Source organism: Actinorugispora endophytica (genome assembly GCF_004363075.1).
In the GTDB taxonomy this organism is placed as follows: domain Bacteria; phylum Actinomycetota; class Actinomycetes; order Streptosporangiales; family Streptosporangiaceae; genus Actinorugispora; species Actinorugispora endophytica.
Map to the genome: position 1 here is coordinate 56,896 of NZ_SNYN01000004.1, position 12,168 is coordinate 69,063.

Below are 12,168 nucleotides of genomic sequence, written 5' to 3' on the forward strand. Positions count from 1 at the left end.
CGGTCCTCAGGGCTCACTCGGCCGTCGTGCGCTCCTGGGCCTCGCGCACGATCCGGGCGAGCCGCCCGTGGTGGGCGCCCTGCCAGTACACCCTGCCGCACGCGCCGCAGCGCGCGAACGTGTCGTAGGCGGCGCGGGTGCCCGCGGCGAGCTCGTCCTCGACGTCGCCCTTGGCGGCCGGGGACAGCGGCCCGTTGCACGCCAGGCACCGGGTCCACGGGCGGAGCGGCGGGGCGAACCGGTCGAGCACGTCCCGCAGCTGCTGTTCGGGCCGGTCGCCGCGCACGTGGCCGCCCGCGCGCAGGCTCTTGCGGCGCAGCAGCCCGCGGTCCCGGGTCAGCAGCACCCGGTGCTCGTCGTTGGCCTGGCGGACCAGCGCGTCGTCGTCGCGGTCGTTGTCGTAGGCGGTGTCCACGCCGAGCAGCCGCAGGCGCCGCGCCAGGGTGCCCAGGTGGACGTCGAGCAGGAACCGCACCGGTGTGAACGGCGGCCGCTGCGGACGCCGCACGGGGACGACGTCGACGACGTCGCCGGGGCGTGGCCGGTAGGAGGGGGCGACGTCGTGGCCGCCGACGCGCAGCGGGCCGACCTCGGTCAGCGGCACTCCCAGCGACTCCACCACGTGGCCCAGCGACGAGGTGCGGTCGTGGCCGACGCGAACCAGCGGCCGCCGGTGGCGCGGCGGGAGGAAGAACCGGAGCTCGGGAGCGAAGCGCAGGGCCAGGACCGCCTGTTCCATCCTTCAAGGATGCCACGGCGGCCGGACCGGGAAGCCGCACTAGGGTCGTCCCGTGAACGGTTCAGCGAACACGGGGGGAGCGGACGGCGTCCTCCGCGACCCCGCCGGTACCGCGAGGAGCCCCGGATGATCGATACCGGCACCGCCACCGGCGGTCTCGCCGAATTCCAGTCGGCGCGGCCGCGCCTGTTCGGCATCGCCTACCGGATTCTGGGGTCCGCGACCGACGCCGAGGACGTCCTTCAGGAGACGTGGATCCACTGGCAGGGAGCGGACCGGACGGCGGTCCGGAACCCGACCGCGTTCCTGTCCACGATCACCACCCGCCTGGCGCTGAACGCCGCCACCTCCGCGCGGGCGCGCCGCGTGTCCTACGTCGGCCCGTGGCTTCCCGAGCCCGTCCTGACCGGCCACGACCCCGCGTTGGGCGCCGAGCGCGCCGAGGCGGTCGAACTGGGCCTGCTGATGCTGCTCCAGCGCCTGACCCCGAACGAGCGCGCCGCGTTCCTGCTCCGCGAGGCGTTCGACTACCCGCACGGAGAGATCGCGGACATCCTCGGGACCTCCGAGGCGAACGCCCGGCAGCTGGCCCGGCGCGCCCGCGCGCACGTCGACCGCGAACGCGCGGGGCAGGTGCCCGCGGCGGAGCACGACCGCCTGCTCCGGGCCTTCCTCGCAGCGGCGCGGACCGGCGACCTGGACCGGCTCAAGGCGCTGCTGTCCGAGGACGTCGTCTTCTACTCGGACGGTGGAGGCGTCGTCTCGGCGGCCCGTCGCCCCGTCACCGGACGCGACCAGGTCGCCCGCTTCCTGGCCGGCGTCATGCGCAAGCTCGGGAAGCCGGTCTCCTCCGACCTGGTCAACGCGAACGGCCGGGAGGCGTTCACCCTGGCCAGGGGCGACAGCGTGCTCGTGCTGGGCGCGATCGACGCGGCGCCGTCCGGCGTCCGCCGGGTGTACTTCGTCAGGAACCCGGCCAAGCTGGGCGCGGTCCGCCCGCCCTCCTGAAGCGGTCCCGGTCCGCCCGCCGCCCGCCGGGCGGCGGGCGGACCGGGAGGCGGGGCGGATCAGCGGCGGCGGAGCCACTCCTCGTAGCGCGTGGGCAGGACGACGGCGCCCTCGCCCGCCGTGAGCACCCCGTCCCCGATACCGCCGAGCAGGCCCGCGCTCTCGTCCGTCACCACGGACAGGCCGCTGTTCTTCGACGCGAGGGCCAGCCGGCCGAGCTCGTCCAGGCGGAACACGTCCGGGCCCGCGATGTCGCGGACGCCGTTCAACGGCTCGCCCGCCGCGACCTCCGCGAGGTTCGCGGCGACGTCCGCGCTCGCGGCCGGCTGAAGGAGCGTCGACGGCAGGCGGACCACGTCGCCGTCCGTCGTCCAGGACAGGATGTCGTCGACGAACTCGAAGAACTGCGTGGCGCGCACGATCGAGTACGGGACCCTCCCGCCGCGGACGATGTCCTCCTGAGCCGCCTTCGCGCGGTAGTAGCCGACGCCGGGCACCTGGTCCACGCCCACGATCGACAGGACCACGTGGTGCCCGACCCCGGCCTCCGCCTCGGCGGCGAGCTGGTTCCCGGTCGAGGCGCGGAAGAACTCCATCACGGCGTCGTCCTCGAAGGACGGCGAGTTGGTCACGTCTACCACCACGTCGGCGCCCCGCAGCGCCGCGGCCAGCCCCTCCCCGCTGACCACGTCCACCCCCGTCGACTTCGAGACCGGCACCGCCTCGTGACCGGCCCCGGCCAGCGCACGCACGACCTGCGAGCCGATCAGACCACTGCCGCCGATGACCACGAACCTCATGGGTGTCCACCCTTCGCCAGGGCTCCGGAGCGGCCCGCCCCGTGGGAGCGGCCGGCCTCCGGGGCCGCCTTCGTCCTGCTCTCGAAGTGAAGACAGCGCACCGGCGCCGAACGTGACACCGTGCCCGTCTTCTCCTCGTCCTGCCCGCCGCGATCGGCTCGGCCTGTAGAGCTTCACAGGACGCGTGGGACGAGGGACATGACCGAACCGCTGCTTCCCGGCATCGCGGTGGACGTACCCTCCGAGGACCTGCCGATCGGCCGAGGCCACCGGGGTCGGTGTCGAAGCGCTCCGCTACGACGAACGCGAAGGACTGCTCCCGGCCCCCGCGCCGCGCGGACGGACGCCGGTGCGACCGGCGTCGGGACCTGACCCGGATCGCCTGCCTGGTGATGCTGCGGGAGACCGGAATGCCGATCGCCGAGATCCGGGTCATGCCGGTCTCAGCCGACGCGAGGGAACCGAGTCGGCGCGCCTGGCGGTGCTCGAAGAACCCCGGTGACGGGTTGCGCGTTCCCGTGGTCGGACTGGGGGTCACGTTCATCGATACCGCCGAGGCGTACGGACCGTTTGAGAACGAGAGGCTCATCGCCCGCGCGATCGGCGACCGGCGCGACGAGGTCGTGTCGGCGACGAAGGCGTCTGCGGCCACGATCCGCCGTGCGCACGCGGTGCATCCCCTCGCGGCCGTGCAGTCGGAGTTCCCGCTGTTCTTGCGCGGCGTGCTGCGCCACGGGGAGAAGGAGACGATGGACGAGCTCGGCATCGGGTCCGTCGCGTTCTCCCCCCTCGGCCGGGGCTTTCTCACCGGAGACATCCGCACCGTCGACGACCTGGACCCCGGCCAGAGGCGATCGCGGCGAACCTGCGGCTCGTCGAGCGGATGCGTGCCATCGCCGCCGAGAAGGGCGTCACGGCCGCGCAGGTGGCGCTGGCGTGGCTGCTGGGACAGGGAGTCGTCCTCATCCCCGGTAGGGAATCTCCGGTGCGGGGGTGATTCGGGGCTCTGCCGGGGCGGGGTCCCCTCAGGGCCTGTTACGACGAGCGGCGACGGCGGGCGGGGCCGGAGGCCCGCGCATAACCGCCGGATGTCCGTGACGCGGCGGTTCGAGGGGCGGTCCCGCCCTCCCGGAACGATCATGGGCTTTCCGCCCTTCCAGGCCCTGAAACGGGCAGAAAGCCCAAGACCGTCAGCGGAACCCTCGCGCAACGGACATCGTGGGCGCGGCCGCGACCCTGCCGAACCGGGAGATCACCGGAGGGCGCGACTTCACCACCGTCCCCGACGGGACCGACCGGTAGACAACGGATCGGAGCGGTGCCGGGACCGCCCGGAAAGCCTCTGCTGCCTTCCGGGCGGGGCGTCGCGGTTCGGATGCGGAGGACAACGCCTGTCTGGTGTCCGATCGGCTCCATCGGCTCATACCGTTTTGTCAGTGGGGTGCGGTGGTGGGGAGAGAGGGATGGCTTGCCCTCTAACGTGGTCACAGATTTGGAAACCGCTTGCCGACATGGGGTGAGGGGCGCGGCTCCGTTCGGTTTCGGGAGGGGCTGACGGCCGTGTTTTTCCGATGGCACAGAGGCCGTTTTCGCTCTCCGTGTCCCCACAATAAAAGAAAATGATTTCCGACTACGGGTTCCTCGCTCCCCGTCCGCCCGGAAACGGGAGGGAACTCAACGCGGGTACGGAGCAGGAGGTCGATCGGCTCGATCGAAGCCGGTGGGCGGAGGGGAGGGGATGGGCGTGGAACCGGTGGTGCTGTGGGACCGTCCGGTGGACCGGGTTCGGCTGGGGCGCGGAGGGCGGGTGCTTCTCGCGGTGGAGGACGAGGCCGCGGCGCGCGGGTTCGACACCGGGACCCTGGAGCCGCTGGGACCGGAGATGAGGCTCGGCTTCGACGGGATGTGCGGACTCGCCGACGTTGACATCCTGCCGGGCCCGGTGGTGGTCGAGGCGCGCCGCGACGTCTTGCGCACGTGGGACCTGGTCACGGGGGAGCCGGTGGCCGAGGTCCCGTACGGCGGCGGGATCGACACGCCGCTCGCCGTGGAGTGCGGGATGATCCGCGGTCGCGCGGCCGTCTTCGTGTTCGGCTTCTCCGAGGCCGAGTGGGGGTGGGAGGCGTGCGCCCTGGACAGCGGGGCGTTGCTGGCCGCGCAGCCGGACTTCCACCCCTCTTACTGGATGGCCGAGGCCGGTATCGGGCTCGTGGACGACCTTCTGGCGGTGCCCGCCCAGTTCTTGGGGTTCACCGGGGAGGACGCGGTCGACAAGTACCGTGTGGACGTCTACCGGCTGCCCGAGGGGCGGGTGTGCGGGTCGATCGCCGACGTCGGCCCCCGCGAGGTGAGTGTGGCCGCGCTGGGAGGGCGGCCGGTGCTCCTCGGAGGCGGCAGGGTCCGCGCGCTTCCCGGCGGTGGGGACCTGATCGGGCACACGGGCTTATGGGACGTGCTGGTGGCGGCCGACGTGGGCGACGGGGCGCTGGTCGCGGGGCTCTGCCGGTGGAAGAAGGCCCTTTCCGTCTGGTTCCTCGACGCCCCCGATGATCCGGTCCTGTCCCTGGAGGCCCCCTGGCTGGAGCGGGTGTGGGACATGGCAATGGCGCCCGACGGCACGCTGTTCCTGGCGGCGGACACCGGCGTCCACGCGCTGAGGCCGCTCGGAACGGTGCCGTAGGGCGGTTCCGGCGGTGCCGGCTGGCCCGGGACTCAGCCGACGTGGATGTGGGGCCGGAGCAGAGGGTCCGGCTCCGCCTCGCGGAGCACCTCGCGGGTCACCGGAGCGGTGTCGCCCTCACCGAGCAGCACGTACCGGGCCAGGTTGGTCACCGGTCCGCCCTCGGACCACTGGAAGTAGCAGTGCGGGGTCCTTCCGGTCGCGTCGCGCAGGCACAGCAGGATCGCGGCGAGCGCGTTGGGGACCACGGGGCTGTCGGCGCGCAGGATCCGGTACCCGGCGACCTCGGCGCCGCGGACCCGCAGCACGCTGGCGAACTCCGAGGGGTCCTGGACCGTGATCTCCAGGAACAGCGTCCGCACGTGCGGGGGGATCGGGTTGAGGAGGCGCTGCTCCCGCTCCTTGCCGTGGTACTCCCAGAAGTCCCCCGCCTGGCGCTTGTTCGCGATGACGTGCAGTGGGCCGTGCCGGGCCGCGTCGGTGACGAACCGGCGCGCGGCGTCGTCGAACTCCAGGACGTCGGCGCGCAGCTCGGTGCTGCGGATCACCCGGGAGACCAGGGAGATCACGATGATCCCGGTGACGAACGCGAGCGAGATCGCGATGCCGTCCGGTTGCGCGACGGCGTTGTCGACCAGGGCGTAGCCGAAGACGAGCGTCACGGCGGAGAAGCCGGCGGTCGCCGCGTGCCGCCTCCTGCGGCGCGCGGTCAGGGTCACCGCGACCGCCGCGGACACCAGCATCGCGAGGACGCCGGTGGCGTAGGCGCCGGCCTGGGCGTTGACGTCGGCGTCGAACAGGACCGTGATGAGGAGGGCCACCGCCGTGTAGACGAGGACGACCGGCCGTACGGCCTGCCCCCAGGCCGGCGCCATCCCGTAGCGGGGCAGGTAGCGGGGGACGATGTTGACCAGTCCGGCCATCGCGGAGGCTCCGGCGAACCACAGGATCAGGATCGAGGCGATGTCGTAGGCCGTGCCGAACCCCTCGCCCAGGAGCGCGTGGGCGAGGTAGGACAGCGCGCGGCCCTCGGCCCGGCCGCCCCGCTCGAACTCCTCCGGCGGGATCAGCACCGCGGTGACGAACGTGCCGGCCAGGAGGAAGACGCTCATGACGAGCGCCGCCGCGGTGAGCATCCGCCGGGTGTTGGCGACGCGCTCGCGCAGCCGCAGCCGCGGGGTGGCGCCCCCGGCGCGCACGAGCGGCATCATGCTCACCCCGGTCTCGAAGCCGGACAGGCCCAGGGCCAGAAGTGGGAACGCCAGCACCACGCTGAGCACGATCGACGCGGGATCACCGCCGCCCGTGGCGAGCACCGCCCGCCACCAGCCGTCGAGGGAGCCGGGGACGGCCGCGATGTGCCGCACCGCGGCCGCCACCACGAGGGCGTTGAGGGCGAGGAACGCCGCGACCACCGGAACCGCGATCAGGATGGCCTCGGTGAAACCGGTGAGGAACACCGAGCCGAGCAGCGCCAGCAGCACCAGTGTGGTGAGGACGGGCCGCTCCCGCACCGGCTCGGGGGTGAACGGGTTCTCCACGATGTGGGCGGTGGCGTCCGCGGCGGACAGCGTGATCGTGATGATCCAGGCCGTCGCGACGAAACCGAGCAGGCACAGCACGAACAGCTTGCCGCGCCACACCGGCAGCAGGCTCTCCAGCATCGCCACCGACCCCTGCCCGTTGGGGCTCTCCGCCGCGACCCTGCGGTACATGGGGAGCATCCCGGCCAGGGTGGTGGCCACGATCAGCAGTGCGGCGAGCGGGGAGAGCGCGCCCGCCACGAGCACGGCGATGCCGGGCAGGTAGCCCAGAGTGGAGAAGTAGTCCACGCCGGTCAGACACATGACCTGCCACCAGGGGTGCTGCCGGTCGGGGTGCTCCTTGGCGGCGGGGCCGGGGACCTGGTCGACCCGGTTGCGGAGCAGCCAGCGCGTCACCTTCCCCGAAGGAGGGCGGGAGCGGACCGTGCTCTCCCACCGCCGTGGCATCTCACCCGGTCGCGTGTCCATGAGCGGGACTCCTCACCGCGGGGCACGGCACCCCGCCGGAGGTCTCCTACCCCCAGAGGCCCCCGGCTCGCGGTCCGCGGGGCCGGGTTCCCCGGTCAGGCCGTCGGGATCTCGCGGAAGTCCCCGCTGGTGGTCTTCTCCGGTGCGGCCCTCAGCCAGACGTGCCCGCCGTCGTGGGCCATCCCGTCCGGGCCGGAGTACTTGGCGGCGAACCGCGCCTCGACGTCCGCGAGGGCGTCGACCGGCCCGCCGGTGCGCGGCTCCTCGCCGACGACCTCGACGGTGCCGTTGAACCGCACTCCGCGCAGCCGGAATGATCATGGGCTTTCCGCCCTTCAAGGCCCCGAAACGGGCAGAAAGCTCAAGACCGCTAACGAAACCCCCACACAACAGGTTCCCTGGGTGCGCCGCTCGGCGAGGAAGGCGTCGACCTCGTCCGGGGCCATCGCGATCCGCCGTCCGCGCCGCTGCGGTCGGAGCTGTCCGTCCACGGGCGCTCCCCCGGCCGGGTCGTCGAAGCGGGACCACTGCGGCCCCCTTCGGCGGGCCGCAGGAGAAGGCTGTCCGAATTTCGCTCGGTTCTGGAAAACGCGATCGCCTGGCCTTCGGATTCTCAGGTGCTGAGATCATTCATTGCCCGTCCGGGGCCGAGTCAGTATGCTTCCCCGGGTGCGTGGATATCCCTGTTGGCGCTTATCGCCAATTAATCGGAATCGGCCGATCCAGAGGTACGGTACCCGATAACTGACCGAAACACGCAGTGGAGTCCGATAATGCTCGTTCGCTCGCTCGCCGACGTCGCGGGGTCGAAATTCGATGTCGACTGGGGAAACGGGACCAGTGTGCGGCTGCTCACGGCGGCCGACGCGATGGGGTTCACCGTCTGCCACACGGTCGTCCGCGCGGGAACCTCGTCGTACCTGCAGTACAGGGCGCACCGGGAGGCGTGCTTCTGCGTCTCGGGCGCGGGGACGATCGAGGACGACCAGGGCGTCGAGCACCGGATCACCCCGGGGGTCCTGTACGCCCTCGACGAGGGCGACCGCCATCACCTGCGCGCGGAACCGGGCGAGGACCTGGTCCTGCTGAGCGTTTTCAACCCTCCGCTCGAAGGAACGGAGCGGCACCTGCTCGACCGGGTCGAGGCCTCCTCCTACTGACCTCCAAGGCGGCCGAACGTGAAATTCCACGAGTACTTCGAGAGTAACGCCGACGCGTTCCCGGAAAGAACGGCGGCGACCTTCGACGGGAAAAGCGTCGTTTACGGGGAACTGGACGCCCTGGCCGAGCGCCACCGCGCCGCCCTGGTGGGGCACGGGGCCCGCCCGGGCGACAGGGTCGTGCTGTACGCGGAGCTCTCGGCGGAGGCGGTCGCCGCCGTCATCGGGATTCTGAAGGCGGGGTGCGTCGTGGTCACGACCCACCCGTCGTTCGACCGGAGGAAACTCGTCCACCAGGCCAGGGAGGCGGACGCCGCGTTCCTGGTGACCGACCGTCCGGACGTTTTCGAGGGGGTCTTCGACGAGACGCCCCTCGACGCGGTCCTGCCCCTGGGCGGCGGACCCGAGGCGGAGCCGCTGCTCCGGCGGCGGCCCCCGGCCGTGCCCCGCAGCGACGACGCCGGAATCCCGCTGGAGGGAGAGCTGGCCGCGCTCTTCTACACGTCCGGCTCCAGCTCGGCCCCCAAGGGGGTGGCCGTCAGCCACGGCAACATGGTCGCCGCGTTCGAGGCGGTGACGTCGTACCAGGCCAACACGGCCGACGACGTCGTCCTGACGTTCACGCCGATCGGCTCGGACTTCGGTTTCCACAACGTCATGATGCCGCTGGCCTTCGGCGGCCGCGTCGTGGCGTGCCGGGCCCTGCCCGAGGACCCGCGCGCGCTGATCGACCTGGTCGACCGCGAGAGGGTCACCGGCATACACGCCTTCCCCCCCGTGCTGGCGCGCCTGTGCGGCCTCGACGACCTGCACCGGTACGAGGTGCCCTCGCTCCGGTACGTCTCGAGCAGCGGGCAGCGGCTGCCGGTCGAGCACATCAGGAGGCTCAGGGACGCGTTCCCCCGCGTCCTGATCCACTCGATGTACGGCCTGACCGAGTGCAAGAGGGTCGCCTACCTCCCGCCGGACGAGATCGACCGGCACCCGGACTCGGTCGGGCGGCCGCTTCCCGGGGTCCGCGCCCACATCGTGGGGGACGACGGCCGCCCCGTCACGGAACCCGGCGCCGTCGGGGAGCTCGCGGTGGCCGGGGACCTGGTCATGCAGGGCTACTGGAGGAGGCCCGAGCTGACCCGCCGGGTGATCCGGCGCGACGTCCTCGGCGAGTCCAGGCTGCTCCTCACCGGCGACCTCTTCCGGAGGGACCGGGACGGCCTCCTGTACTGGGTGGCCCGGCGGGACGAGGTCTTCGCGCGCTCGGTGTTCAAGGTCGACCCGCACGAGGTCGAGGCGCGGATCCGCGAACTCCCCGGCGTGGCGGACTGCGCGGTCGTCCCGGTCGCCGACGACTCCGCCGGGAGCGTCCCGGTGGCCTGCGTCGTCCCGCGCGACCGCGCCGGGGTGGGGGAGAGGGAGGTCATCGACCACTGCGCGGAGCGGCTCGACTGGCACATGGTCCCGGCGAGGGTCGTCTTCCACCGGAGGCTGCCGCTGACCGCGTCGGGGAAGACCGACAGGCGGGCCCTGGCCCGCGCGCTGGAGGAGTCCGGACGGGACGGGGCGAAGGGAGGGGCGCGGTGAGCGAGGAAGCGCTGGAGCAGGGGAGCCCCCTGCGGGACTACGTCGAGGGCTCCGCCATGACCGCCCTGGTGGAGGAGTTCGACTCCCTGGCGACCGGCCGCAACCAGATCCCCGCCCGGCCGGTCCGCTCCACCGTCAGGGACCGGGTCCACGACCGGGCGCTGCTCGACTACCAGGACATGATGACCGAGCGCTCCGGGCCGCTCTTCCGGCACTTCCTGGCGAGCGTCCCGGGCATCCTGGAGGAGATGTCGCGCGTGGGCACGGTGCTGTCGCGCCTGGCCGAGCGCTGGTCCGAGCAGGAGGGCCGCGGCCTGACCTTCTACGAGGGCGACGCCTTCGACGGGACCAACGGGCGCACGCTGGCGGCCGTGTCGCGGGGGCGGATCACGACGCTGACGTCCTCGCCCAACCGCGCGAACGAGCCCTGGTTCCGCACCTTCGCGGACCCCGCCGTCTCGCGGTACTTCCCCGGGTCGCTCTTCGAGCTGACCACCGACGTGCTGCGCGGGAGCGAGGAGTACCGGCCGTTCCGCGACGGCGTCGACTTCTTCTACGAGACGGCCGCGTTCCAGTTCTACGGAAGGGACCGCGACCGGCAGGTCGCGCACGTCGCCGACTTCCTGCGGCCCGACGGGATCGCCTTCTTCCTGGAGAAGCTCGACCACCCGGACCCGGCCGAGTACGAGCGCAGGGAGGACGTCAAGGACGGCGTCCACAAGGCGCTGTACTTCTCGCCCGAGGAGATCGAGTGGAAGCGCGGGCGGATGCTGTCCCGGATGAGCGACGGCCAGGTGACCCTGGAGGAGCTGGCCGGCGTGCTGGGCCGGTTCTTCGACCACGTCTTCCTGATCTGGAACGGGACGAACTTCTACGAGGTCGCGGCCTCCAACAGCGCCGGGAGACTGCGCGAGTTCCTCGAGGTCTCGGGGCAGCCCGTCATCCCCGACCAGTTCTGCTGTGAGACACCGGTCGTCCGCCGCATCGGAGGGCGCCAACAGGAGGAGGAACCGTGGCAGACGACGTGACCCCGCAGGCGGGGGAGCGGATCGACGCGCTGGCCGGGAGGTGGCGGGAGCGGGCCGCCCGCACCGCGCGGACCGGGACGCTGCCCGCGGAGACGCTGGAGGAGCTGTTCGACGCGGGCCTCCTCCAGTTGGCCGCCGCCGAGCGGTACGGCGGCCTCGGCGCGGCCTGGCCGGTCCTGGCCGACGCGGCGCGGCGCGCGGCGCGCGCCTGCCCGTCGACCGGGTGGACGGTCGGCGTCGTCGGCGCGCACGCCGGCGTGGCGAGCCGGTTCCCCGACGCCGCGGCCGGGGCGCTCTTCGCGGACGGGCCCCGGCAGCTGTTCGCGACCGCCTCCGTCACCGCGAACGGCGTGGTCGAACGGGTGGAGGGCGGCTTCCGGATCGACGGGGAGTGGCGGTTCTGCTCGGGGATCGACCACGCCTCCTGGGTGATCGTCAACGGCGCCTGCGCGAACGCCCCGGAGGAGGGACGGCTCCTCCTCCCGGTCCCGGCCGACCGGGTGCGCGTCTCGGACACCTGGCACGTGACGGGGATGTCGGGGACGGGGTCCAGGAGCGCCGTCCTGGACGACGTTCTTGTTCCGGAGAAGTCGGTCGCCCCTCTCGGCGCGTGCTTCGGGGAGCGCTGGACGGGACGGGCGGGGGAGGACGGCTACCTCCTGGAGGTCCCGTTCACCGACTACGTGAACAGCGTGGTCATCGGCCCGATCCTCGGCTGTGCCGAGGGCGCCTACCGCGAGTACGCGGCCTCGGCGCGGGCCTCGGGCCGGGCCGACCAGCCCGCCGTCCAGATGGGGCTGGCGGAGAGCGCGGCGGAGCTGGCCTGCGCCGGGCACCTGTACGACGCGGTGGCGGCCACGCTGCACGCCGCCGGGACGGAGCGCCGCGCGCTCTCGCCGAAGGAGGCCGGGACGGTCAGGCGCGACCGCGCCTACCTCGCCCGCCTGTGCGTCGACGCGGTCCAGCGGCTGGTGGCGCTGGCGGGCACGGCCGCGCACTCCGAGGACGCGGTGCTCTCCCGCCACTGGCGGGACCTGCAGATGATGGCGGCGCACCGCGACGTGAGCTGGGCGGCCAACTACCCGGCCTTCGCGGCGGTGGACGCCTGACCCCCTTCCCCGCCGGTCGCGACCGGCGGGGAAGGGCCGGTGACCGCACGA

10 protein-coding genes and 1 pseudogene are annotated in these 12,168 nt (G+C 72.7%); 7 read left to right on the forward strand and 4 right to left on the reverse strand.

Features of this window, described 5'->3' with window-relative positions; genetic code table 11:
• Positions 1 to 13: 13 nt before the first annotated feature.
• A complete protein-coding gene (locus EV190_RS07820) occupies positions 14 to 739 on the reverse strand; it encodes a Mut7-C RNAse domain-containing protein (protein WP_133740813.1) in 726 nt (241 codons plus the stop codon).
• A 126-nt stretch (positions 740 to 865) separates the two neighbouring features.
• Here EV190_RS07820 and EV190_RS07825 point away from each other — a divergent pair, with 126 nt between their 5' ends.
• Positions 866 to 1,747, forward strand: a complete 882-nt coding sequence (locus tag EV190_RS07825) for an RNA polymerase sigma-70 factor (protein ID WP_133740814.1) — start codon at positions 866 to 868, stop codon at positions 1,745 to 1,747.
• A gap of 59 nt (positions 1,748 to 1,806) precedes the next feature.
• Here the strand turns inward: EV190_RS07825 and EV190_RS07830 are convergent, their stop codons facing one another.
• Positions 1,807 to 2,547 (reverse strand): SDR family oxidoreductase, encoded by a 741-nt coding sequence (locus EV190_RS07830; protein WP_133740815.1) that lies wholly within the window; start codon positions 2,545 to 2,547, stop codon positions 1,807 to 1,809.
• Positions 2,548 to 2,981: 434 nt separating this feature from the next.
• Here EV190_RS07830 and EV190_RS24020 point away from each other — a divergent pair.
• Together EV190_RS24020 and EV190_RS07840 are read left to right on the forward strand one after the other, a co-directional pair.
• Positions 2,982 to 3,544 (forward strand): annotated as a pseudogene (locus tag EV190_RS24020) (aldo/keto reductase).
• Between the two features lie 741 nt (positions 3,545 to 4,285).
• A complete protein-coding gene (locus EV190_RS07840; RefSeq protein ID WP_133740816.1) occupies positions 4,286 to 5,227 on the forward strand; it encodes a hypothetical protein in 942 nt (313 codons plus the stop codon).
• Positions 5,228 to 5,259: 32 nt separating this feature from the next.
• Here EV190_RS07840 and EV190_RS07845 read toward each other — a convergent pair whose 3' ends face one another.
• Positions 5,260 to 7,239: an amino acid transporter gene (locus EV190_RS07845; RefSeq protein WP_133740817.1), complete on the reverse strand. Its 1,980-nt coding sequence runs from the start codon at positions 7,237 to 7,239 to the stop codon at positions 5,260 to 5,262.
• Positions 7,240 to 7,334: 95 nt separating this feature from the next.
• Positions 7,335 to 7,538 (reverse strand): hypothetical protein, encoded by a 204-nt coding sequence (locus tag EV190_RS23665; protein ID WP_208113094.1) that lies wholly within the window; start codon positions 7,536 to 7,538, stop codon positions 7,335 to 7,337.
• 474 nt (positions 7,539 to 8,012) lie between these two features.
• Between EV190_RS23665 and EV190_RS07855 the strand changes: the two genes are divergently transcribed.
• From EV190_RS07855 to EV190_RS07865, 4 genes are read left to right on the forward strand one after another with little or no spacing between them, the layout of a single operon-like run.
• Complete coding sequence (locus EV190_RS07855; RefSeq protein WP_133740818.1) at positions 8,013 to 8,399, forward strand: ectoine synthase; 387 nt, start codon at positions 8,013 to 8,015, stop codon at positions 8,397 to 8,399.
• 18 nt (positions 8,400 to 8,417) lie between these two features.
• The gene (locus tag EV190_RS23670; RefSeq protein WP_208113095.1) at positions 8,418 to 9,980 is read left to right on the forward strand and encodes a class I adenylate-forming enzyme family protein; all 1,563 of its coding nucleotides are present in this window, start codon (positions 8,418 to 8,420) and stop codon (positions 9,978 to 9,980) included.
• Positions 9,977 to 11,008: a hypothetical protein gene (locus tag EV190_RS23675; RefSeq protein ID WP_208113096.1), complete on the forward strand. Its 1,032-nt coding sequence runs from the start codon at positions 9,977 to 9,979 to the stop codon at positions 11,006 to 11,008. Before EV190_RS23670 ends, EV190_RS23675 begins: the two co-directional genes overlap by 4 nt.
• The gene (locus tag EV190_RS07865; RefSeq protein ID WP_133740819.1) at positions 10,993 to 12,117 is read left to right on the forward strand and encodes an acyl-CoA dehydrogenase family protein; all 1,125 of its coding nucleotides are present in this window, start codon (positions 10,993 to 10,995) and stop codon (positions 12,115 to 12,117) included. Before EV190_RS23675 ends, EV190_RS07865 begins: the two co-directional genes overlap by 16 nt.
• Positions 12,118 to 12,168 lie beyond the last annotated feature (51 nt).

Excerpts from the sequence above, each read along its gene's own strand:
- EV190_RS07840 (WP_133740816.1), top strand. The coding sequence starts at position 4,286 with ATGGGCGTGGAACCGGTGGTGCTGTGGGACCGTCCGGTGGACCGGGTT.
- EV190_RS07825 (WP_133740814.1), top strand. The coding sequence starts at position 866 with ATGATCGATACCGGCACCGCCACCGGCGGTCTCGCCGAATTCCAGTCG.
- EV190_RS07845 (WP_133740817.1), bottom strand. The coding sequence starts at position 7,239 with ATGGACACGCGACCGGGTGAGATGCCACGGCGGTGGGAGAGCACGGTC.
- EV190_RS07830 (WP_133740815.1), bottom strand. The coding sequence starts at position 2,547 with ATGAGGTTCGTGGTCATCGGCGGCAGTGGTCTGATCGGCTCGCAGGTC.
- EV190_RS07855 (WP_133740818.1), top strand. The coding sequence starts at position 8,013 with ATGCTCGTTCGCTCGCTCGCCGACGTCGCGGGGTCGAAATTCGATGTC.
- EV190_RS07820 (WP_133740813.1), bottom strand. The coding sequence starts at position 739 with ATGGAACAGGCGGTCCTGGCCCTGCGCTTCGCTCCCGAGCTCCGGTTC.